General features: G+C 40.1%; 19 protein-coding genes. 12 read left to right on the top strand and 7 right to left on the bottom strand.

The window, feature by feature from the left end:
* Nucleotides 1-39 precede the first annotated feature (39 nt).
* Nucleotides 40-4,581, bottom strand: a complete 4,542-nt coding sequence (locus SAE01_RS12680) for a beta strand repeat-containing protein (protein WP_147204137.1) — start codon at nt 4,579-4,581, stop codon at nt 40-42.
* 470 nt (nt 4,582-5,051) lie between these two features.
* Between SAE01_RS12680 and SAE01_RS12675 the strand changes: the two genes are divergently transcribed.
* The 7 genes from SAE01_RS12675 (at nt 5,052) to SAE01_RS12640 (ending at nt 11,471) form a co-directional block, all read left to right on the top strand.
* Nucleotides 5,052-5,393 (top strand): hypothetical protein, encoded by a 342-nt coding sequence (locus SAE01_RS12675; RefSeq protein WP_147204136.1) that lies wholly within the window; start codon nt 5,052-5,054, stop codon nt 5,391-5,393.
* Nucleotides 5,394-5,502: 109 nt separating this feature from the next.
* Nucleotides 5,503-8,010, top strand: a complete 2,508-nt coding sequence (locus tag SAE01_RS12670; protein ID WP_147204135.1) for a TonB-dependent receptor — start codon at nt 5,503-5,505, stop codon at nt 8,008-8,010.
* 91 nt (nt 8,011-8,101) lie between these two features.
* Nucleotides 8,102-8,440 (top strand): TfoX/Sxy family protein, encoded by a 339-nt coding sequence (locus tag SAE01_RS12665; RefSeq protein WP_147204134.1) that lies wholly within the window; start codon nt 8,102-8,104, stop codon nt 8,438-8,440.
* A gap of 262 nt (nt 8,441-8,702) precedes the next feature.
* Nucleotides 8,703-9,101 (top strand): VOC family protein, encoded by a 399-nt coding sequence (locus SAE01_RS12660; protein WP_147204133.1) that lies wholly within the window; start codon nt 8,703-8,705, stop codon nt 9,099-9,101.
* 120 nt (nt 9,102-9,221) lie between these two features.
* The gene (locus tag SAE01_RS12655) at nt 9,222-9,620 is read left to right on the top strand and encodes a hypothetical protein (RefSeq protein ID WP_147204132.1); all 399 of its coding nucleotides are present in this window, start codon (nt 9,222-9,224) and stop codon (nt 9,618-9,620) included.
* Nucleotides 9,621-9,671: 51 nt separating this feature from the next.
* The gene (locus SAE01_RS12650) at nt 9,672-10,022 is read left to right on the top strand and encodes a VOC family protein (protein WP_147204131.1); all 351 of its coding nucleotides are present in this window, start codon (nt 9,672-9,674) and stop codon (nt 10,020-10,022) included.
* 321 nt (nt 10,023-10,343) lie between these two features.
* Nucleotides 10,344-11,471, top strand: coding sequence for a DUF418 domain-containing protein (locus tag SAE01_RS12640; RefSeq protein ID WP_147204129.1), 1,128 nt, complete (start codon nt 10,344-10,346; stop codon nt 11,469-11,471).
* Nucleotides 11,472-11,516: 45 nt separating this feature from the next.
* On the opposite strand, the gene SAE01_RS12635 is transcribed toward SAE01_RS12640, so the two are convergent.
* From SAE01_RS12635 to SAE01_RS12620, 4 genes are all read right to left on the bottom strand, one after another.
* Nucleotides 11,517-12,377 (bottom strand): alpha/beta hydrolase, encoded by an 861-nt coding sequence (locus tag SAE01_RS12635; protein ID WP_147204128.1) that lies wholly within the window; start codon nt 12,375-12,377, stop codon nt 11,517-11,519.
* A 9-nt stretch (nt 12,378-12,386) separates the two neighbouring features.
* Complete coding sequence (locus SAE01_RS12630; protein ID WP_147204127.1) at nt 12,387-12,986, bottom strand: DJ-1/PfpI family protein; 600 nt, start codon at nt 12,984-12,986, stop codon at nt 12,387-12,389.
* A 144-nt stretch (nt 12,987-13,130) separates the two neighbouring features.
* A complete protein-coding gene (locus tag SAE01_RS12625; RefSeq protein WP_147204126.1) occupies nt 13,131-15,008 on the bottom strand; it encodes an Nramp family divalent metal transporter in 1,878 nt (625 codons plus the stop codon).
* Nucleotides 14,974-15,666 (bottom strand): metal-dependent transcriptional regulator, encoded by a 693-nt coding sequence (locus SAE01_RS12620; RefSeq protein ID WP_147204125.1) that lies wholly within the window; start codon nt 15,664-15,666, stop codon nt 14,974-14,976. The genes SAE01_RS12625 and SAE01_RS12620 overlap by 35 nt, the downstream gene beginning before the upstream one ends.
* Nucleotides 15,667-15,793: 127 nt before the next feature.
* Here SAE01_RS12620 and SAE01_RS12615 point away from each other — a divergent pair, with 127 nt between their 5' ends.
* The 3 genes from SAE01_RS12615 (at nt 15,794) to SAE01_RS12605 (ending at nt 19,886) form a co-directional block, all read left to right on the top strand.
* Nucleotides 15,794-16,750, top strand: a complete 957-nt coding sequence (locus SAE01_RS12615; RefSeq protein ID WP_147204124.1) for a hypothetical protein — start codon at nt 15,794-15,796, stop codon at nt 16,748-16,750.
* A 181-nt stretch (nt 16,751-16,931) separates the two neighbouring features.
* Nucleotides 16,932-18,587, top strand: a complete 1,656-nt coding sequence (gene glgP / locus SAE01_RS12610) for an alpha-glucan family phosphorylase (protein ID WP_147204123.1) — start codon at nt 16,932-16,934, stop codon at nt 18,585-18,587.
* Nucleotides 18,588-19,322: 735 nt separating this feature from the next.
* Entirely contained in the window at nt 19,323-19,886 is a 564-nt protein-coding gene (locus tag SAE01_RS12605; RefSeq protein ID WP_147204122.1) for a UbiX family flavin prenyltransferase, read from the top strand.
* Nucleotides 19,887-19,942: 56 nt separating this feature from the next.
* Here SAE01_RS12605 and SAE01_RS12600 read toward each other — a convergent pair whose 3' ends face one another.
* Nucleotides 19,943-20,578, bottom strand: a complete 636-nt coding sequence (locus tag SAE01_RS12600; protein ID WP_147204121.1) for a deoxynucleoside kinase — start codon at nt 20,576-20,578, stop codon at nt 19,943-19,945.
* Nucleotides 20,579-20,644: 66 nt separating this feature from the next.
* Nucleotides 20,645-21,649 (bottom strand): tryptophan--tRNA ligase, encoded by a 1,005-nt coding sequence (gene trpS, locus SAE01_RS12595; RefSeq protein ID WP_246113231.1) that lies wholly within the window; start codon nt 21,647-21,649, stop codon nt 20,645-20,647.
* Between the two features lie 89 nt (nt 21,650-21,738).
* Here trpS and SAE01_RS24500 point away from each other — a divergent pair, with 89 nt between their 5' ends.
* The gene (locus SAE01_RS24500) at nt 21,739-21,897 is read left to right on the top strand and encodes a hypothetical protein (protein ID WP_170234155.1); all 159 of its coding nucleotides are present in this window, start codon (nt 21,739-21,741) and stop codon (nt 21,895-21,897) included.
* 71 nt (nt 21,898-21,968) lie between these two features.
* The gene (locus SAE01_RS12590; RefSeq protein ID WP_147204119.1) at nt 21,969-22,547 is read left to right on the top strand and encodes a GNAT family N-acetyltransferase; all 579 of its coding nucleotides are present in this window, start codon (nt 21,969-21,971) and stop codon (nt 22,545-22,547) included.
* Nucleotides 22,548-22,755 lie beyond the last annotated feature (208 nt).

Raw genomic sequence — 22,755 nt, 5'->3', positions numbered from 1 at the left:
TTGGGTTGCCCTTGTTAAACCGCCAGCAATATTTGTCAATTATTGAATAAGCACTGGAATTGTTTTAAAGTAGCTGGCGCCCCTTACATGCAATTGATATAAACCTGCTGATAAATGAGCGTGCGGTATAAGAGGTACGTACATAGTGCCACCAGCATACAAAATTCTATCTGTAAAAACTGTTTCCCCGGCTACATTTATAAGACGAATTTTATAATCACCTTTTGTAGCATTGTCAAACAGAAGTTTCAGTTGGTTCCCTTTTACAGGATTATTGGCAACAGAAATTGTGTTTTTCTCACTACTAACTTCGATCCTTACAACTTCACTAAGTTTTACTTCGCCTGATTTTTCGACAGAATTTATTCGGTAATAATTGTTTCCGATTGCAGGACTATTATCAAAGAAGTTATATGCAGCAGAAATACCAGAAATATTTTTCGCTTTTACAGAACCTATAGCAGTGTAGTGTTGGGCATCGGTTGACCTCTCGACCTCGTAATGATCGATACCCGCTTCTGACTCTGCTCTCCAATCTACCTGCACTCCTTTGTTAAGTACAGATGCTTTTATAGCAGAAAGCTGTACTGGCAGCGTTGCCAGGGTTTTAAAAACAATCGTAAAGCGATCAGCGGCACTTGACGCCGCAGCTGAAGTTATTTCGAAAGGAACAACTGTTTCTTCACTTGCAAGCGGGGTAGTTGTATTTGAATATTTATCCTGTAGATAGCCTTGTATTCTTTCAGAAAAATTATTGAGGTTGACTTTTAGTGAATAATTTTTTTGAGTAAGCTGCCATACTTTCAAAGGAATAGAATCTGTCCCAGCTAACGGCTTTCTTCCTTCTAAACTTAATGCGGCATGATTTCTTTGGATACAAATGTTTTCATCGAGGTTATTGAATTTATAAGAGTCTTCCTTAGAAATAGCATTACTAAAATCATCAGAAAAATAAACCTTTAAGCCATCAGCCGTTTCGGGCGCGCCCGCCTCCGAGGTCAGTTGAAGTTGAACAGATACATTGGGAAGATCGTTCACGTTTCTAAAAACACTTGCCTGTGAATTCGTTTTATTAATTTCTTTAAAAGTGATTGAAGGATTTGCTGCCTCCGTTCGCACAAAGAATGCCTGGCCAGACTGTATGTACCTGTTCACCTTAGACGAAGAATTATTAGTTTGATCCATAGTACCGTTATACGTAACATAAACCCCTCTCTTGTTTGTTCCGTTAATAGTTGGATCATAGTAATAAAAGCCATCCGAAATGCCGGTCGTTGTAAGTTTCTTCCAATCAATAACAGAAGCATAAGGATTACCGATTAAGTTATAGGCTCCAATACTGTCTGCAAGAACAGGCATGCCTGCTGTTCCACCTCCTCCTGTTTTTTTCATTACTACATTACCTGTTACCAATGTACCGGTAGCACGAAGGGTAGTTGCAGAGGGAGTAGCTTCATTATTATTTAAATCAACACTTCTGCTTCCTCGAACCATTAATCTGTAACCGTTTCCGGCGGTAACCAAACCTGCAGTATTCGTCACTGCAGTCCATGCTTGCATTGCATTGTTAAAAGTAAAAAGTGAAGGATTATTGGTAGCCGTTGCGTCGAAGCCATTGGTATTACCTAATGCACCCGTGATGTGAGTTCCATAGTTTAGCACAGGATTGTTATTCGTCCAACTGTTTGGATTATTGGTATTTTCCATCCAGCTAGCTTTGATGCTTTTTGTAGAGTTTACCGGTGAAGTGATAAACCTATAAGACCTTTTCGCAGGCACATATCTTTCCACGGTTACCAGCCCACTAATGGTGTTGCCTGAATTTATTCCCGAGTTAGTGATATCAGCAACATATGCGGTGGCAGTAGCAGTGGATGCAAGCGTAAGAAAACCGCCCGTAGTAAAAACACAATTATTTACACTACCGAAACTAAGCGAACCTGTAACTCTAAGGTCACCCGCCAACGTTACGCCTGCTGCGTTTGTTAGTGCGAGATCCTTAATAGCATTACTTGTAAAGATCGAAGCAGGAATAGTTTGAGTAGCACTTCCGGTTAGCTCTACCTTACCTGCAGTTGCATCAATTGTTCCTCCTGAATTAGTAATCGTTCCCCTGATTTTAAATGTTCCGTTTGTAATTATAATGGAAGACCCCGATTGTAGGGTGAGGTTATTTATTTCTGGAGTCAAAGCGTTTATAATTGGATAGTTGGGGGCTGCCGATGGAATAATAACATTGGTCGTAACAACCGGTATACTTCCGCACTTCCAGTTCCCTGGCTCATTCCAGTCGCTGCTGACACTTCCGGTCCAGCTACCTGGGGCTGTGATAGTAACGGTCGTAGTAACCTGGAAAGCCGGACAAGGAAAAAGTGCACCGACAGCATAGCTAATTGTATAAGTACCGGGAGTGCTGTTAGATAAAGCTAGATCGCCTGAACCTGCATCAATTGCCAGGCCGTTTGAAGAATAGACACCACCTGCTAACCCTGTTCTTGTTACCAAAGCAGTACCCGTCGCACAAAAAGGTGAACCGGAATAACTAATAGTTGCCGAAGGCATTAAGCTTACTGATAATGCCGGCGCAAGGGAGGTAGCAGTACCATTGATATTGGTAAATACTGCTCGATATTTATAGCTGTTCAAGCCCGTAGTATTGGATAGAGTGAGGGTTGTACTCGTAAAGCCTGAGTAAATGCCGCCATCTGTCGAACCGTTAATATCAACATAAGTACCTGTATTTGGATCGCGCTGCCATTTAACTGTGGCAGTCGGCAAACCGATAGCCGTACTTGTAAACGAAGTACCGCTCGATGAACAAACGCTTACGCTTAGTGGCTGTAAAACCACAATAGGTGCACTGCCGGGGGTTCCAATTTGGAAAGTACCAAATGCATTCATACCCGTTGCTTGCGTTGAAAGTAAATTTGCTGCAGTAGTGTTGGTAGACACCCAACCTGAAGATGTTAAAAGACGGGCAACATAAGCTGAAGGAAGTCCTCCTAAATCTTTATCTCCTGATACGAAATTAAGGGTGGCAGAATATGATGTAAAGCCGGCAACAGCATTGTTGGAAAGTGTCCATGTACGGTTAACACTTAGTAAACTGTTGATACCGGAATTAACGATATCAGAATGATCTCCACTGGCAGAAGATGCAGTAATTGAACCTGAGCCGGTGGTTGTACCAGAGAAAGTAATATTTACGGGAGTATAATTGCTATTGTCTCCAATGTCAAAAGTTTTGGTCGGTGCTGAACCATTCGGAATAAAAATTTCTTCATTTCCATAAATGTACCTGCTTGCACCAACGCCTGACGTGGATGCTGAAGCACCCAAAGAAATTTTGTTTATGCCCGTTGTGATTTTTCCACTCGAAAACGTCAATACTGCATTGATGATTGGAGAAGTGGTTATAGACGCACCAGCGCTATTGCTGAGCCTTAGATTATTAAAGGTGGTTCTGCTACTGCCAGAGATAACTTGTTGGACAGCTCCATTAAGGTTGATTGTAGAAGAGTTTGCGGTGTAAGTGCCATCATTGCTCCAGCCTCCCCCAACGTTGTGGGTAAAAGTACCATCGGTAAAAGTTGAACCAATTCCTATCGATACACTACCTCCTACGGTTAATGAACCGCCTGCGGTTGCAATGGCTGTTTCTGATACTGCGATGTTTCCGGTAATAGAAAGTGAAGAAGATGGTAGCGATTTGGTTCCACTCCCCGACAAAGTAAGATTCGTGTAAGGAGTATTGTAAACAGACTGCGAAGTGGAGCCATTATAGTTAACAGTGGCGCCAGTTCCGTTTAAAGCAATATTATTTGTTCCCGTAGAACTTAGATTAAAGGGAGTTGCTCCGCCAAGGTTTAGGGTGGGATTTGAAGCAGATGTGACTAAGTCTAAAGCTGAGATATTACTGGCATCACTGTTAAACGTATTTATGCTGCCCGCAACAGATACAATACCACTTTGGATATTGAATTTTCCATTGTTAAATTTTCCCCCGGAGGAATTGTACGTGGAATAGATATTTACGTTGCCTGAAGCTGACAGACTAGCTACAGTTGAGATTAGCGTAATATAAGTAGTTGCACTACCACCGGGTATTGTGGTGTTATTACAGTTTATAGTGTTACAAGTAATTGTTCCACCTCCCGATAAATAGTAAGTTCCACTGGTCTTTACGGCAACACCGCTAGCAGTAGCCGAGATAGCTGTAGAAACCGTCAGCGTGTAACCGGCATTAACTGTTAACGTGCCTAAGCCCGTACCATTGCCGGCAGAAGTAAAGCTGATAGACCTACAAGTATAATCTCCATTGGCGGTAAGAGAGAAACCATCTCCGATTATAACATCATCTCCGGGAGCAGGTATGATACCATTGGGCCATGGCGCGTTCGCTATTGTTGAACTCCAGTTGCCGTTGCCGGTCGTAGTTATTGTGGCGGAGAAAACGTTGTTGCAAATTAAAATAGGGGCTATGATGAGACACGCTTTAAAAAAACTTCTGGTAGGTCTTGGCGATTTAGTAGAATTTGAAGGCTTATTTAAATAGAATCTCGAAGAAAACAACGTTCTCATTTTTAGGATTTTAAACTAACTGCTAGTTTGGGTTACCGTATAAACGCCTAAAAAGGTATCGTAGTACTCAAAATGGATTTTAAAACACAAGTTGGATAAAACATTAGCATTGGTTATGATACTTAAGACCTTGTTTACAAGTACGGATAAAAAATATTTATCTACTTATTAAAAAATATTTAAAAAACCATGAGGAAGCAGATAATAAAATGATTTAGCTGAAAAAGGTTGCATCAGCAGAAAAAAATAGAGCGGTCAAATGTTCTTATTGAACCAGGCATTTATACAACTATTTGGCTTTTGTTGCGTCGCACTCTTGTACTGCATTGCTGTATTTAGCAAACCATACTTTAAATGAATTCATAAAACAATTTATAAAAAGACAAAGAAGACCAAAGACAACATTTATTTTCAACAAATAAATTCCGTGGTAAATTTTATAGACGTTATTTTGTAATTCAGAAAAAGCATTGCAAAAAGGTCAAACCATATTACGTAAAGCAGTAAACATTTTACTCATCTGCATACTTGCCTTAAGCATTACTCCTGCAACTGTATTTCACAATTTATTTTTAGATCACACAGATTATGCAGTTGCGCATAACCATACTCACGAGAGTGAGTTAGCCCAGGCGGGCATCAATTGTCATTTTGATTGCTTTGTTTGTCAAACTCCATTCGTAAGCCTGATCACTCCATCAAGTCCCGGCATTCAAACCTTTCATTTCACTTTTGTTGACCCGGGCGTGGAAAGCTTCTATTCACAACATCACTTTTTTGCTGAGCTAAGGGGTCCTCCTGCAATAGCCTAAACTTTCAACTTTAATGTCATTATTCTAAAAAATAATGACGATTGTTTTCGCTTTCTATGTGTCTTTAATGGCGCATTTTTTGCCTTTCCTTACGCTTTAAAAATCTTTGATGAAATCATTTTTAATATTCATTATTTTATATACTGCACTCCCAAATTTTTTGTTTGCCCAATTAAGTCCTCCCGCTACTTTAAGTCGGGTAAACAGGTTTTCTATCACCGGCAGGGTTACAAACCAAAAAAATGACAGCGCTATGGCCGGCGCAAGTGTTTACATTCCTGACCTTAAAACGGGTACCGCAACCGACGAAAAAGGCTATTACACTTTACAGAATATACCGGCCGGAGATTATATCATTCAAGCTGGTTTTGTTGGCTATAAAAGCAACCTGAAAAACATATCTCTTACGCAAAACATGACTCTCAATTTTACAATGACAGAGTCTATTACGGAAGAGATGGAAGTAGTGGTAACAGGTTCCTCGAAAGCAACATCAATCAGGCGAAGTCCTATTCCGATCGTTGCAGTTAACCGGCAATATCTACAGCAAAACCTTAGTACCAATATCATTGACGCGATATCTCATGTTCCCGGAATTAATGCAGTTACTACCGGACCTAATGTTTCGAAGCCCTTTATCCGTGGACTTGGCTTCAATCGTATTTTAACCTTGTACGACGGCGTGAGGCAGGAAGGCCAGCAATGGGGAGATGAGCATGGAATTGAAATAGATCAGAATACTGTCGACCGCGTCGAAGTCGTAAAGGGGCCTGCAAGTTTGATTTATGGATCGGATGCCGTTGCTGGCGTGATCAATCTTATTCCCGTAAATCCTGCTACAGGGGATGGTGTGGTTGGTGGCATTTCAAATGAATATCAAACCAACAACGGCTTAATTGCTAACTCGGCAACGCTCGCCGGCAGTAAAAATTCATTTACGTGGAGGGGCACATTTACCCATAAAATGGCAACCAACTATCGAAATAAAATTGATGGCCGGGTATACGGAACTGCATTTAGAGAAACAGATTTTAGCGGCCTAATTGGTTTAAACCGTGATTGGGGTTACTCTCACCTGGGCTTCTCTACTTACAACGACTTGCAGGAAATACCTGATGGAAGCCGCGACTCGGCGACAAGAAGATTTACTAAACAAATCACTGAAGCAGATACAATAAGACCCATTGTATCGCGAAGCGAATTACAATCTTATAAGATTACGCCTTTGCACCAGCGTGTACAACACTACAGGTTGTATACTGCCAACAGTTTCAGCGTAGGAAAAGGTAGAGTAGCGCTTAACCTCGCTTATCAAAAAAGTATTCGGCAAGAGTTTAGTCATCCGCAGTCTCCCGAAGTTGCCGGCCTTTATCTTATTTTAAATACTTTTTCTTACGACGTTAAATATTACTTCAGAGAAAAGAAAGGTTTCAGCCTTACAACGGGTATAAACGGAATGTACCAAAATAACAACCCCGAAAAAGGAACCGACTTTATTATTCCTGCCTACCACCAATTTGATGCAGGTCCTTTCATTTTCGTAAAAAAGTCTTTGAGCAAATTGGAGATAGCGGGAGGATTAAGATATGATATCCGCAATTTTAATAATGAGGCTCTTTTTACTAAAGAAGATCCTGCAACAGGATTCACATATGCAGTTTCCGGAGCGAACAGAACCGGTGCGCAAAAACCTTTTTATGCCTACCAGCATACCTTTTCAGGAGTAAGTGGAAGCGTTGGATTATCATATCGTTTCTCTGATAACCTAACCGCTAAACTGAATATAGGAAGAGGTTTTAGGGCGCCAAACATTTCAGAAATTTCAGCAAATGGTGTTCATCCCGGTACCAGCATTTACCAGCTCGGCAATCTTAACTTCAAACCGGAGTTTAGTTTGCAGGAAGATTTGGGCATAAATTACAACACGCCCCACATCACCATCAATGCTGAAATCTTTAATAACAATGTTTCCAACTTTATCTTCAACCAGAAGGTTTTAAACAACAAGGGCGAGGATTCAGTCATAGTGCCCGGTAATCAAACCTTTCAGTTCCAGGCAGCAAAGGCACACTTATATGGAGCGGAAATAAGTGTCGATATTCACCCGCACCCGCTGGACTGGCTGCATTTTGAAAACTCGCTGTCGCTTGTTTATGGAAACAACCAGGGCGTAAATAATCAAAAGAGCTTATCTGATAGTTCTAAATATCTTCCTTTCGTACCGCCTCTGCACACGTTTTCTGAAATTCGTGGAAACTTCAAAAAACTATCCCGACACTTCTCAAACGCATTCGTAAAAGTTCAGCTTGAAAATTATGCTGCACAAAAACGAGTTTACCTAGCCTACAACACCGAAACTTATACTCCGGGATACCGGACAGTAAACGCAGGCTTTGGGGCTGATGTTACTAATGCAAAAGGCAAAACAATCGTAACCTTTTCAGTAATTGCAGACAACCTTTTTGATGTTGCTTATCAATCTCATTTAAATAGGCTGAAATACTTTGAACCTTACCCAAACAGTTCAAGGCAGTACAACGGTATTTATAACATGGGAAGGAATTTCAGTTTAAAGCTCAACTTTCCTTTATCCTTTAAAAGCAAACAAACAACGTAAGAAGAAGATTGAGATGAGTAGCTAACCATAATTTTTAAACCTTAAAATTCCTGCTCCAAACATTTTGTTCAAATTGTAAAACCAATCTATCATGGCTTACAGCGAAAAATTAGCTAACAGGTTGAGAGAAGCGCTGGCTCATTTACCGGAAGTAGAAGAGAAAAAAATGTTCGGAGGGTTGGCCTTTATGGTTGACAATAAAATGTGCGTCACTGCGGGGAAGGATAGAATAATGTGTCGTATTGATCCGGCTTTGCATGACCATGAGATCAGTAAAAAAGGTGTAGAAACAGTTAAGATGAGCAACCGGGAATACAAAGGTTATGTTCACGTTAATGAGCATGTGATAGAAACAGACGAGGATTTACATTATTGGATTCAGCTTGCACTTGACTTTAATAAAGTAGCAAAAGCTTCAAAGAAAAAATGAGATGCATTACAAGATGGCCCTAGTTGTTCAACGTTTTAAATAATTATACTGCCGACAAAAAAAGACCTTAAAAACATCAATAGTAGCAGAGTAAAAGCAGTAATAGGTACAGGTGGCAGAACTTGGAAACGACGCTCTAAGTAATAGTTGCAAAGAGCCTATCTTTAAAAGACTATTTCAACGCTGAAAAATTTTTTTCATACGGTTGTCTTAAATACCTACATGGCGGAAAGAGCTTTAGCTTCTAAATCTACTAATTGCAATGACCGAAAAAACTGCCTTCACTCCTACCAGCCTGAGCCCTTGGCTCACCTTACCAAATGCTGCTGTTGCAGTAACTTTTTACAAAGAGGCTTTTGCGGCAGTTGAGACGTACAGGCTCGAAACTCCCGAGGGACTGGTGGTAAAACTTTCGGTAGATGGTGCTGAGTTTTGGATAAGTGGCAGCGCAGACGAAGAAGTAAGCGCTGCCCCAAACGTAACGGATGGCGAACCTGTTAGAATGATACTGACCGTTGATGATCCCGACATGTTATTTGCAAAAGCCCTGCAGGCAGGAGCAGTTGAAGTATTTGCGGTAGGTGAAGGACATGGCTGGCGATTAGGTCGGATGATTGACCCCTTTGGGCTTCATTGGGAAATTGGAAAACCGTTGTTATAAAGACTTGAAGCACCGCTGCGGTTAGAAGACTTATATGTTATCGTAACTGCTGCAACTGACCTAATCACAGTATCCAGAAAATATTTACATTCAGTAAAGAAAAAAAATATCCCGGTAAATATGGCAACAGTAATAGTCAATCGGAAAACTGAAGTTTTGAACCTGGCAAGAAATTATGGCATCTACATCGATGGTAAAAAAGTGGGAACCGTTGCCAACGGCGAAACAAAAGAGTTCAACGTTTCGCCAGGAAATCACACTGTCTTAGCTAAGATTGATTGGTGCAGTAGTCCTGTTGTATCATTTGAGGTTGAGGCTGAAGGAGTAAAAAGTCTTACAGTCGGAGGGTTCAAACATGGGAACTGGTTCATGTCATTCGCTCCGCTTATTATCATTCTTGCTTCAATTGTCAATGTGAAGTATGGGAACCGGTATTTGGTTCTCCTGTCGATTCCTGTCTTTTTGTTGTTAACCTATTATCTAACATTGGGACGCAAAAAGTACCTGACTTTGACATAGGATAAATGTCAGGCTCATTCAACTAACACTCCTGTAAACCAATTACTGCTCATGAAATTCTTATCGCTTGAACCATTTGTACCCTCCGGAAAAGATTTCGAAGCTTCCAAAAACTTGTTTCTCGAAATGGGTTTTAAGATTAGTTGGAACGCCGGCGACTACGTAGGCTTTGAGAACAACGGGTGCAAGTTTATTTTACAGAAATACGACAACACAGCTTTTGCCGAAAACTTCATGTTAAGTGTTCATGTAGATGATATAGAAGAATTTTCAGCAACATTAAAAGACAAACAACTAGCAGATAAGTTTGGGATTAAGATTGGAAGGATTACTTCGCAGCCTTATGGTAAAGAACTAAATATAATTGACCTTGCCGGTGTGTGCTGGCACTTTGTTCAATAAGTTTTGTCCTCTCTTTTATGTTTCAAAAAATTCTGCATTTTCTTCTAACAATCTTTATTTCTTCAACCTCTGTCTCGTTCTCAAAACCAACAGAAATATTTCCTGCAAAAGACAACAAGAGAATAATTAAACGGCCTGCCGTACGCAATGTATTACCGGTAACCCCTACCAAGGCTAAGACAACTGTAATAAGATGGGAAAAAGGGCGGTACAATAGTAAACTTTCAGTTTTGAAGGCGTACTGGAAACAAGCGCAGACATTGTATCAATAGCAACTTAGCCGAATAAAGAATACTAAAACGGTTACAATCAACACCGCGAATGAAGCAACGAATCATAGGTTTTGACTTAGCAAGGGCATATGCCATTTTTGGGATGTACATCGTAAACTTTACTTTTTGCTTCGGATCATTTAGAGAAGAAACTATTTATGGACGCTTCGCAGATCTATTTATAGGAAACTCCACTTCCATATTTATCATTTGTGCAGGGATGGGCGTTATATTGATGACACAAAGGGAAGGTTATAGCCAGGAACAGAAAGGCGAGCTAAAAACAGTCATTCTAAAACGCTCATGGTTTTTATTTGGCCTGGGCTTATTACTATACAATTGGTGGCCAGGCGACATTTTACATTTCTATGGAGGATATATGCATATCGCCGCCTTTATATTATTTATACGCAGGAAATATTATCTATGGTTGGCAGTTTTGGCTATCGTTGTATACAACGCCTTGCAATTTTTAATTCCTGTAACTACAAGTTGGGATTTGCAAACAACCCGTTATGCTGACTTTTGGACACCGGCTGGTTTCCTTAGAAATACTTTTTATAATGGTTGGAACTCAATATTTCCCTGGTTTGCGTACTTCTCTCTGGGGATGTTTTTAGGTCGCCTTGACTGGCACGACAAAAAAACTTGGAAGCAAATTTTCTTTGTTGGCGTTGGCTTACTCGCTGCTTTTAAGGCGCTAAGACTGTTTATAAAATATGACTTTGATAACATGCAGCGACACGAGTTTTATATTAAATCTTGGTCCTATATCATGGAGGACTATTTTCCTGCAAACATTCCTTTTATGATGATTACAACCGGTTGGGCTTTTATGATAATTGCTTCCTGCATGTATATTGGTAACAAGCTGTCCACAAGTAAATTAATTAAAGCGCTTGCCGGCACGGGACAAATGACACTTTCACTGTACGTTTTACATATGACAGTCGGGGTACTTATCTTGTCAAAACTTACTCATAAACCTTATACTGGTTATCCTCAACAAGCGCAACCAGTTGGAATACTTTTCATTTTATTCTATGCAATTTTATTTTTTGGCATAAGTGTATTGTTTAGTTTCTTATGGAGTAGAAAATTTAAGAATGGTGCCCTTGAAACGCTGATGCGAAAAATTTCAAAGCCGGGAATACAAATTAGAAGTATTTGGAAATAACCAGCTAAATCATTTAAAGCACCCACGAGTAGTGATGGGCAGGTTTTAAAGAGACATCATCTCCTTTAAAGATTGGTGAAGTGCAGTCTCAGACTCGGCAAGTGCTTCGACAATGGAAAAATGATTGAATTGAGGTAACTGCAAAAATTGAACGTCCAGGCCCTTGTATTTCCATGCTTCATATAATTCTTTGCTTTGATCGTTAAACTCCGCTGTCTCGGCACTACCTACAGCTATAATCAAAGGAGAAATATTTATGGGGTGTAGCATTACAGGACTATTACGAAGTGATGCCTGTTCATCCATTTGTAATACCTCGTTCAGATAAGAAAGACGAACGGGAGTTAAATTAAACAAGCCACTTATAACAGAGGTTCCTTTTATAAGGTCTTCCGGAAGACTTGCATTTATAAGCTTCCAATCTGTTGCCATTAACATAGCTGCAAGATGGCCGCCTGCACTGTGACCTGCTACATAGATTTGGTTGGGGTCTCCGTTAAACGCAGAGACATTTTCATAAATCCATCCAACTGCCTTTCTAACTGATGATACGATTTGATCAAACGATGCTCCCGGGGCAAGCGGATAGGTGATCATAACAGTGGTAACTGCATACTCATGAAAGCCATTGGCAATAAAGTTAAACATTGACTTATCCAACATTTGCCAATAGCCTCCGTGAATAAAGACCAGGGTTTTGGATTGAGGAAGCGCGGATGGGAAAACATCTAATCTTTCGCGCAGCAGGTGGCCATAAGGAACATCCTTGACGCACTCGAATTTTTGTTGTGCCTCCCTGCTTAATCGTTCCCAGCGGTCAAAGTAGTCGGCATAATCGGGCACATGAAGTCGGTTATTAAATTGCCTGTCTAGCCCATCGTGGTCGTATTGCTTATAAAGAAACATTGAGGCCACTTAATTAAGCACCGCCTGAACTTCCGGCTCTGTTTCTTTTGACCTTTCAAGGCACTTAAATACAATTTGATAAAATTCAGGATGTGACTGCCATGTTTTGCCGGTAATAATTCTTCCGTCCTGAACAGCTTGATCGGGTGTAACATAAATTCCACCTACAGACTCAACTTCAAATTTTACATGCTCGTAACAAGCAATTTTTCTACCATCAACCAGGCCTGCTGTTACCAATATTTGAACGCCATGACAAATTGCAAAAACGTATTTGTTGCTATTGTAAAAAGCTTTTACAATGTTAATAACGCGCTGATCGTTTCGCAAAAATTCAGGAGCACGACCTCCGGGAATAAGTACTGAATGATAGTCGTCAGTATTTACATCATCGAACGAAATATCAGACTCAATTAAGTAACCCTTGCGCTCTACATAAGTGTCCCAGCATGGCTCGAAATCATGCATTACCAGGTTCATTCGCTTTACAGTAGGAGCTGCAATAACAGGTTCGTATCCTGCCTCTAGCAAGCGATGAGAGGCGTATAGAATTTCAAAACTTTCCCCGGCATCCCCGGTAATTATCAGAATTTTTTTACTCGTTGTCATAGAAATAAAGTTATGTAAAAATAAGCGACGGTTGAGGAAGTTTCAGTGCTGATAGTATGGAGAAAGCTGCAAGCGTTCTTGGCTCTGGGGCTTGAGGCTTGCAGCGTTCTTGGCTCTGGGGCTTGAGGCTTGCAGCTTTCTCCCCTAGCTTACAATCAGTACCGGTATCCTTAATTGGTGTCGCACTTTGTCAACTGTTTCGCCATAGAGGTAATCCATTATACCGGTGTGAAAGTGAGCACCCATCACCAGCATATCTGCATTTGCTTCTTTCACAATGCGTACAATTTCTTTTGTTCTATGTCGGTACCCAAGTTTGCCTTCTACTATAAATCCTTTGTTTTGTAACTGCTCTACATATGACTGCAAATGTTGCCGGTCTTTTCTTGTTTCAAAGTCATCAGAATTTTCTCCAAACGCACGAGCTGAAGGACTTTCAACAATATGCAGCAATAAAAACTTTGTAGTTTCATTGCCCTGCGACAATGCGTTTGCGATCAGGTTTTCATCATTTTTACTGAAGTCAAGGGCTATAGCAATGCAGTTTAGTTGCGGGATGGTAAACTTCTGTAACACGCCTGCATTCATATGCATTCTTGCAGTGTCAGTCTTTTTACGTTTTTTAATTAAAGGCAAAATGGTCATCAAGATAAAAAGTGCTATAAAGAATATCACTGCGATGATGATAAGTATCAGCGAGAAGACATTGATATCATTTGTAAAAGCGGAACCCAATTCGTTTACAACCATTCTTACATTTAAGTAAACAAGTATAGTAGCGATTAACCATGCAAGAATTTTAATCGGCCACTTTATAACAAAATCGCCCATCGTTTCTTTATCGCTTACAAAATGGATTAATGGAATAACTGCAAATCCCAGTTGTACGCTTAAAACCACCTGGCTTAGAATAAGCAATCTGTCAATACGCTCTTCCCCAAAATATAGGATACAAAAGAAGGCCGGAATAATAGCGAGCAACCGCGTGATTAATCTTCTTATCATAGGATTGATACGAAGATTAAGATAGCCTTCCATTACAATCTGCCCGGCAAGGGTACCGGTTATGGTAGAGCTTTGACCGGCGGCAATTAGAGCGATTGCAAATAATGCCGGCGCCATTTTATTTCCCAGTAATGGGGCAAGCATTCTATGAGCTTCTTTCAATTCCGCAACTTCAGTATTGCCCGATGCATGAAACACTGAAGCTGCAAGAATAAGGATGGCAGCATTCACAAAAAAGGCCGCATTAAGGGCAATAGTACTATCGATCCTGTTGTAGTGTAATGCTTGTCTAATTGCAGGTTTTGAGCTACCAATTTTTCTTGTTTGAACAAGAGCCGAGTGGAGATATAAGTTGTGAGGCATTACCGTCGCACCGATAATACCAATGGCAATATACAATGCATCACTGTTTGGAATAGAAGGAATAAAGCCTTTAATAACCTGCCCTAAATGAGGCTTAGCAAATATCATTTCTACCAGAAAAGAAAACCCTATAATGGCGACGAGTCCGATAATGAAGCCTTCCATCTTACGCATTCCAAGTCGCTGGAGGTAAAACAACAGGAATGTATCTAGAACGGTGATGGACACACCCCAAATTAAAGGAAGACCCGTTAGTAGTTGGATGCCGATTGCCATACCCAGCACTTCTGCGAGGTCGCAGGCAGCGATGGCGAGTTCGGCAAGAACGTATAAAGCAAAGTTTACAAAAGGAGGATAAACCTCGCGATTTGCCTGCGCCAAATCCATTCGTCGTACAATTCCCAGGCGGGCACTTAAGCCTTGCAGGAGCAAGGCCATCAGGTTGCTCATTAGCAACACCCAGATTAAGGTATATCCGAATCTCGCACCTCCTGCCAAATCCGTCGCCCAGTTTCCCGGGTCCATATAACCGACACTAACCAGGTAAGCCGGACCGAGATAAGCTAAAATCCTTCGCCACCCTTTCTGTTGTTTTGTTACATCTATACTTCCATGAACCTCACTTAGAGATGCTTCCGACTGTTGTTGAGCCATACAAAGGTTTTAGAAATAAAGTTTGCGCCAATTGTTGGCTGATGGAAAATGGAGGAAAATTTCTCACTTTTATTTCAAGCGAATTATCAAATGTGAACTTTCTAAGCACAGTGAGTACTGTACCTATTCCTATATTTTTATGTTTCAATAATTCAAGTAGTTCTGTTGACTGGCTGCCTACCGCACTTACCTCTGCCTCCACATCCAAAGGCAGATCTATAAGATTGACCTGCTTTCTTAACTCCATCTTGCCATTAATATCAGGTATAGGATCTCCATGAGGATCGAACTTTGGGTGGCTTAGATAACTGTCCAGCTTTTCTACAAGCAGGGGACTGCTGATGTGCTCAAGTTCTTCGGCTATATCGTGCACCTCATCCCAACCGAACTCAAGTTCGTGAACCAAAAAATATTCCCAGAGCCGATGTTTTCTAACAATACTAAGTGCGACTTTCGTGCCTTCATCGCTTAATGTAAATCCCTGGTAACGCTCGTAATTAAGCAAATTTTTCCCGTTTAGCTTTTTAAGCATATCGGTAACGGAGGCAGCCTTTGTTTGAAGTTCTGAGGCTAAATCGTTGGTACTAACCACCTCACCTTGCTGCTGAAGATGATAGATTGACTTGATATAGTTTTCTTCACTTACCGAAAATTTCATGTGCTGAAAATAAAATTTAGACAAACCTAAACCTTTATTTTTATATTATTCAAATGGGAGGTATCGAAATTGAATCATCAAAGCAATCGATTAATAACTAATTTTATTTTTTTATAAATACTTCTTGATGAGGACATACTTGTGGTTGCCAATTATACTATTATCATTATTTGCTTGTAAGGATAAAAAAAAGCTGACCGGTAATCAACATGTTGAAGCAGATGAATTTTTTAATGCTTACAACGACATAAAATTGCCCTTTACTGTTTCAGACACTAACATGAAACAACTTTCAGATACCAATACTATCAGCTATACCATCTTCACCCAATTTATTTCCGATACTATTCTTAATAATCCATTTGGGAAGGACAGAAAATTTGTAATACACCCAATAGGGAAATTTGGAGAAAAAGAAAAAGAGACTTATTTCATCACATTAGTAACGGGAAAAGCTGACACAGCAATATACTTATCTGTGTACGATAAGAATAAGGTTATGGCTAATATGCCATTGGTAATTTCAAACAATGATGAGAGAGTGGCTACTGCAACTATTGACAAAAAGCTTTCAATAAGTATTAATAGGGAATGGACAATTAACAATGATATTTTCTATAATAGGATAATTTACGCTTACAATAACGTCGGCCTTTTTACCACCGTACTTACCGAGACGAATGAAGACAGAAGAGCAGAAAAAACTTTGAGCAATCCACTCGATACTTTTCCTAAAAAATACAAATACAGCGGCGATTATGTAAAGGGCAATAAAAACATTGTATCTGTAAGAGATGGTAGAAATCCTGACGAGTATCTTTTCTTCGTTTATTTTGAAAGTGGAAGCGAAGGCGAAACGTGTGGCGGAGAACTAAGGGGTACGATGAAAATGGTTTCAGAAAAAGCAGCTATTTACCAGGGTGAAGGTGACCCATGTAAACTTGACTTTAGCTTTACTTCAAGCCAGGTAAAAGTAAAAGAAACAGGTAGTTGTGGCAACTATCGTGGCATCAAGTGTTTCTTCAATGACACATACACAAGGAAGAAGGAAATAAAAGCAGCTTCCAAAAAAAATAAGACATAACCCGCACTTCATATTCTTCGTTACTAATCATTGAAGCAACTTTTTAGCTAAAAGTAAAATCTAGTTATATATAATTTTAAACAGCTGAAATGCTTACTTCTTTCATGCTTGCCTTCACTGGCAAAAATCCCGTTAAAATATTTCCTTTTATATTGCACCCTTTTCTAAGCAAAAAACAACTATGAACTTCAGAAATTATTCAATTCCTTACACGGTTGATGACCGCTATTCTAAACGCGTCGCTTACTTTTCTATGGAATTTGCGATCCATCAACCCCTCAAAATATATAGCGGAGGCCTCGGCTTTTTGGCAGGTTCTCACCTACGGAGCGCTTACGAATTACGTCAAAATCTTATCGGAGTCGGCATACTTTGGAAATACGGATATTATGACCAGGCCCGCAACCAGGACCAAAGCCTCCAAGTAACATGGATGGAAAAAATTTATAGCTACCTTGAAGACACGGGTATTAAATACCAGATTGTCATTCACGAATCTCCTGTTTGGGTAAAAGCGTTTTACCTACCTCCTACCGTTTTCAATAGTGCGCCTCTATTTTTATTATCAACCGATCTTCCTGAGAACGACTATATGTCTCAAACGATTTGTCACCGGTTGTACGATGCAAACGTTTCTACTAAACTTGCCCAGTTTATATTATTAGGTGTTGGAGGTGCAAAGCTGATAGATGAAATGAACTTCAACCCCGATAAGTATCATCTGAATGAAGCGCACGGGGTTTCAGCAGCGTTTTACTTGTACAATAAATTTAAAAGTTTAGAACAGGTAAAAGAGCATTTGGTATTTACTACCCATACTCCTGAGGAAGCAGGTAACGAGAAACATGATATTTACTTGTGCCAAAGCATGAGTTATTTCTGCGGTCTCACCCTTGATGAAGTGAGAAAAGTTACGGGCATACAAGACGATCTGTTCAATCATTCTCTTGCTGCTTTACGCTTTGCTAAAATAGCCAACGGCGTATCACAGTTGCACGGTCATGTAAGTCGCGAGATGTGGAAAAGCTATGACAACATTTGCCCTATCAAGTCTATCACCAACGCACAGAACTGGCTCTATTGGGCAGATAAGCAATTGTATAATTACATGGAGCAAGGCAACGATGTACTTTTCGACGACAGGAAAAAGCACCTGAAGAAAAGAGCATTTGATATTGTTGCTGACCAGACAGGTAAAGTGTTTGATCCTAATGTGCTAACCATTGTTTGGGCCCGACGCTTTGCCGGTTACAAAAGAGCTGAATTAATAACCAGGGATATTGAAAGGTTTAAGAAGCTAATGGCCGATACAAAATATCCGGTTCAAATAATTTGGGCTGGTAAACCTTACCCGCTTGATTACCCCGCCATTTCAGATTTCAATAACCTCATCCATTTAAGCAAGAGTTTCAAGAATGTTGCGGTGTTGATTGGATATGAACTTGGCTTGAGTAAGCGTTTAAAACAGGCGGCTGACATTTGGTTGAACAATCCGAGAGTTCCAAGAGAAGCTTCTGGAACAAGCGGAATGACAGCATGCATGAACGGCGCAGTTAATTTTAGCACCGACGATGGATGGATCCCGGAATTTATCAATCATGGTAACAATGGATTTGTAGTTCCTCAGGCAGACTACGAAAACATGCATGTGCAAGAGCAGGATGAACATGATTTGAACCATCTTTACAGCATTCTTGAAAACGAAATTCTTCCTGTTTACTACAATAAAAGAGATACCTGGAGACAGATTACTAAAAATGGCATGCGCGACGTTCGCTTTCAATTTGAAAGTAATCGTATGGCCAACGAGTACTACGAATTACTCTACAATTATTAAACGTTTACTTTTTATAAATGTAAAGTCCACCTCAACTAGGTGGACTTTTTTTATTCCACCTATTATAACGTAAAAGCAAAAAGCTTTGTTTTTCGTTTAAACCCAGCTGCAGACACTAATGTTACTTTTCTTGCGTCGCACGCTTGTACTACTGGATGGAAATGCAGCCTGGAAATAGGTGGCAAAGCAAAAATTCCTTTGTCCTTTCTCTTACAACAACTCAAAATTATATTGGCTTTCCGACTTTCAAAACAGATGAGATACGAAGTAGGCAGCCGATAAAAAAACTCTTTTGTTAGGCTGAATTCGTAAAAATAAAAAAGGGGCCAGGATAGAAATCCAGCCCCGTTTTAATCCAATATTCTATGAAAAACCACTTATATAGATGCTGGGTTGAACGCTATAGTTGCAGAAGCCGGAAGATAATTTTTTGTATTAGCTATTGTGAATGAATAAGTTAAAGCAACAACAGCACTACGACGTCGGGTTAAAAACAAATAGGGGCCAGGATAGAAATCCAGCCCCGCTTTAATCCAATATTCTATGAAAAACCACTTGTATAGAAGCGCTAAGCAGTCTTTAAGTTGCAAGACCAGAGACATTTCATTTTGAAATAAATTAATTAGAAAGTTAGCGAACGATGCTGTCTTGAAATTGTTGTTAGAATAACTGTCCCCGGCTTACGACTAAAATTCCGCCTGCTGGAATGGATGTATTTTTACCAAAATTCTTTACATGCCGAATAAGATTCTTTTAGTTATAAGCGGAGCGAGTGGATCCATTTATCCAAAACTTTTAATTGATAAATTATTAGCAATAAAAAATCAGTGGGAAGAATTAAGCGTAGTGATGAGCACAAACGCAAAAGAAATCTGGCGGACTGAGTTGGGCAACGAAGACTATAAAAACCTGCCGGTAAAGTTTTATGAGAAGAACGACTTTAATGCACCTTTTGCATCAGGTTCAGCCAAATACAATATCATGATGGTTTCGCCTTGTAGTATGGGCACCCTTGCCCGCATTGCAACGGGTATTAGTAACGACCTCGTAACGCGCGCTGCTGATGTCATTTTGAAGGAAAGAAGAAAACTTGTCTTAATGCTACGCGAAACGCCTTATAGCCTCATCCATATAAAAAATATGGAAACAATTACACTAGCAGGCGGTATCATTTGTCCGGCTACTCCGTCGTTCTACAGCAATCCGAAAACAATTGAAGAAGCCGCTATGACAGTGGTAGATCGCCTTATTGACCTTGCCGGGTTAGATATCTCAACCTATAGATGGGGCAATAAATAGAGAATTTGGGTAAATAGAAATTAGGGCAGTTTTTTATCCAAACCTCCCTTAGGGCTTTAGAACAAGCCAAATAACTGAGCGTCGACTTTATTTATTATTTCGCCCATATCCTCTTCCTTTTCAGCGAAATTATTCTTGTCAACGTTAATTATCAATAAAGGACCTTCTCGATAACCTTCAATCCATTTATTATAATATTCATTGAGTTTTTTTAGGTAATCAAGACGGATATTCTCTTCGTACTCACGACCTCTTTTTTGAATTTGTCCTACCAATGTAGGCACGGAGGCTTGTAGGTAAATCAGCAGATCAGGGGGCTTAACCATGGACTTCAAAGTCTGAAAAAATTGGTAGTAGTTATCGAAATCGCGCTTGCTCATAAGGCCCATGTCATGCAGGTTGGGAGCGAAAATATTTGCGTCTTCGTATATTGTTCTGTCTTGTATGATTGTTTCAGACCCCCTTTCAATTTCCAACAATTGGTTTAGACGGCTATTCAAAAAGTAGATCTGCAGGTTGAAACTCCAGCGAGGCATTTCTTCATAAAAATCATTCAGGTAGGGGTTGTTTTCGACATCTTCAAATTGAGGTATCCACTTGTAATGTTTGCTCAGCGCCTCAGTAAGTGTGGTCTTACCTGCGCCAATATTGCCTGCTATTGCTATGTGTTTTGGTTTTGCTGCTTTTGCCATGAAATTATTGCCCGAGTTTGTAAAAGTATGTTCGTAAAGTAACCAAAATTTCCATTAAGAGTGCTATTAAAAGTAATTGAGTCCCATACTTTGGCGAACTACTTCCATGGTTGCTTTTGCACTTTGCCGGGCCTTTTCTGCACCCGTCTCCATGATTTGTCTTAAATAAGATTCATTGCCTAAAATGCCTTCAACCTTCTCCCGAATGGGCGCTATAAATTTCACCATATCCTCCGCCAATTGCTTTTTCATGTCGCCGTACCTGATGTTACAATTGTTGTAGTCACTTTCAAATTTATCAATCACTTCCTGCTCCGACACAAGGCCCATTAGCAAAAACATATTTTCAATATAATCGGGCTTGCTCGAATTAGTTTCGGTCGGTCCGTTATCGGTTTTGGCCTTCATTACTTTCTTCCTGATCATATCGTCGCTGTCAGCAAGGTATAGCGTAGCCATCTGGTTTTCGCTCTTACTCATCTTACCAGAGCCATCAAGGCTAGGCACTTTTACCAGTTGTACATTGTAATTAAAAGCTTGGGGTTCAGGAAAGACATCTCCGTAACGGTGATTGAAGCGATTGACGAAATTCCTCGCCATTTCCAAATGTTGTTCCTGGTCTTTCCCCACGGGTACTAGTGAGGCACGGTGCAAAATAATATCTGCGGCCTGTAGAACGGGGTAAGTTAATAGCCCGGCGTTTACATTGTCCGGCTGTTGACGAACCTTATCTTTAAACGTAACCGTTTTTTCCAACTCACCCTTATACGCCAACATATTCAGGTACAGGTATAATTCGGATGTTTCGTAAATATGGCTCTGGCAATAAAAAGCAGCCTTGTCAGGGTTAAGCCCGCACGCTATATTTTCTGCAAGCACGCGGTGAACGTTCGCCTTTAATTCTTTCGTGTCTGGATGTGTTGTCAGTGAATGCAAGTCGGCTACCATAAAGAAGCACTCAAATTCATCTTGCATGCGTACGTAATTGCGAATTGCGCCAAAATAATTTCCAAGATGCAAATAACCTGTGGGCCTGATCCCACTCATTACTATTGGTTTCTTTCCTTCCATAACGAGGGCGAAGATAAGGAATGGGTTATGCAATGTGAAAATGGGAAGAATTTGAAAATTCGAAAATGGAAGAATTTAAAACAACTAGAATGGTTTTGGATCCGGCATTGGTAATTCTACTTCCCATTGTTGCGTCGCACGCTTGTACTTTTAAATATCCGGCAGCCTGCGGTACCATTGCTAAATCTCAAAATAGCAATGCTCCTGTGCTATCCATTTCTGGCATTGCCTATGTATTTATTTATTAGAAACTGCTTGGAGTTAATTTATTTTGCCCTAAGGGAACAGGAGAGAAACTTTTACATATTAAAAAATAAGAATGATAAAGCTGGAATATTTCGACCGGGAGGACTTTAAGCAACTAATAGAATGGATGAACAGCGAGCATTTAATCACCAACTGGGCAGGCTCTTTATTTAGATACCCGTTAACAGAAGAGAGCCTGGACTGGTACATCGAAGACACGAATAATCTTGAGAAATCTGATGCTTTCATATACAAAGCTGTAGACACAAAAATCGGCCAAACCGTAGGCCACATTTCCCTCGGTAGCATAAGCGAAAAAAACAGGGCAGGACGAATAAGCCGGGTGCTTGTGGGAAATACTGCAGAACGAGGCAAAGGATACTGCCCAGGAATGATCAATGCAATTCTGAAAATTGGATTTGAAGAATTGAAACTTCATAGGATTAGCCTCGGTGTGTATGATTTCAATAAAGCAGCTATCCGGTGTTATGAGAAATGTGGGTTTGTAAAAGAGGGTGTTATGCGCGATGTTTTAAGATATGATGACGGAACGTATTGGTGCCTGATAGAAATGGGGATTTTGGAAGATGAGTGGCGTGAATTGCACAAAAAGAAAAAGAAAGAAACTACCACAGATTGCAAGGACTGTTAGTCGTTCCATCTTTTTTAAATGTCAGCAAAAGCAATATTGGCTTTTAAGCAAAAACGAAAAAAGCCCCTAAAACTGCTGAAAGTACAAGAGTGCGATGCAACGATGTCGTTAATGAAACACGTAGCTGGGTTCATAAAAAATTTAATCGCCCACAGTTAGCAACATTATTGAGCTGATTTCCTAAAAGCACAAATAATTCTTTACATCT

Source organism: Segetibacter aerophilus (assembly GCF_007991655.1).
In the GTDB taxonomy this organism is placed as follows: Bacteria; Bacteroidota; Bacteroidia; order Chitinophagales; family Chitinophagaceae; genus Segetibacter; species Segetibacter aerophilus.
The sequence above is the reverse complement of the archived record's forward strand: the minus strand, read 5'-3'. Positions and strand labels throughout refer to the sequence as shown.

Coding starts and splice junctions, on each gene's coding strand:
- SAE01_RS12620 (WP_147204125.1), bottom strand. CDS start 15,666: ATGAAATTTTCGGTAAGTGAAGAAAACTATATCAAGTCAATCTATCAT.
- SAE01_RS12680 (WP_147204137.1), bottom strand. CDS start 4,581: ATGAGAACGTTGTTTTCTTCGAGATTCTATTTAAATAAGCCTTCAAAT.
- glgP (WP_147204123.1), top strand. CDS start 16,932: ATGAACTTCAGAAATTATTCAATTCCTTACACGGTTGATGACCGCTAT.
- SAE01_RS12665 (WP_147204134.1), top strand. CDS start 8,102: ATGGCTTACAGCGAAAAATTAGCTAACAGGTTGAGAGAAGCGCTGGCT.
- SAE01_RS12640 (WP_147204129.1), top strand. CDS start 10,344: ATGAAGCAACGAATCATAGGTTTTGACTTAGCAAGGGCATATGCCATT.
- trpS (WP_246113231.1), bottom strand. CDS start 21,649: ATGGAAGGAAAGAAACCAATAGTAATGAGTGGGATCAGGCCCACAGGT.
- SAE01_RS12600 (WP_147204121.1), bottom strand. CDS start 20,578: ATGGCAAAAGCAGCAAAACCAAAACACATAGCAATAGCAGGCAATATT.
- SAE01_RS12635 (WP_147204128.1), bottom strand. CDS start 12,377: ATGTTTCTTTATAAGCAATACGACCACGATGGGCTAGACAGGCAATTT.
- SAE01_RS12670 (WP_147204135.1), top strand. CDS start 5,503: ATGAAATCATTTTTAATATTCATTATTTTATATACTGCACTCCCAAAT.
- SAE01_RS24500 (WP_170234155.1), top strand. CDS start 21,739: ATGGTTTTGGATCCGGCATTGGTAATTCTACTTCCCATTGTTGCGTCG.
- SAE01_RS12630 (WP_147204127.1), bottom strand. CDS start 12,986: ATGACAACGAGTAAAAAAATTCTGATAATTACCGGGGATGCCGGGGAA.
- SAE01_RS12625 (WP_147204126.1), bottom strand. CDS start 15,008: ATGGCTCAACAACAGTCGGAAGCATCTCTAAGTGAGGTTCATGGAAGT.
- SAE01_RS12660 (WP_147204133.1), top strand. CDS start 8,703: ATGACCGAAAAAACTGCCTTCACTCCTACCAGCCTGAGCCCTTGGCTC.
- SAE01_RS12605 (WP_147204122.1), top strand. CDS start 19,323: ATGCCGAATAAGATTCTTTTAGTTATAAGCGGAGCGAGTGGATCCATT.
- SAE01_RS12615 (WP_147204124.1), top strand. CDS start 15,794: ATGAGGACATACTTGTGGTTGCCAATTATACTATTATCATTATTTGCT.
- SAE01_RS12590 (WP_147204119.1), top strand. CDS start 21,969: ATGATAAAGCTGGAATATTTCGACCGGGAGGACTTTAAGCAACTAATA.
- SAE01_RS12655 (WP_147204132.1), top strand. CDS start 9,222: ATGGCAACAGTAATAGTCAATCGGAAAACTGAAGTTTTGAACCTGGCA.
- SAE01_RS12650 (WP_147204131.1), top strand. CDS start 9,672: ATGAAATTCTTATCGCTTGAACCATTTGTACCCTCCGGAAAAGATTTC.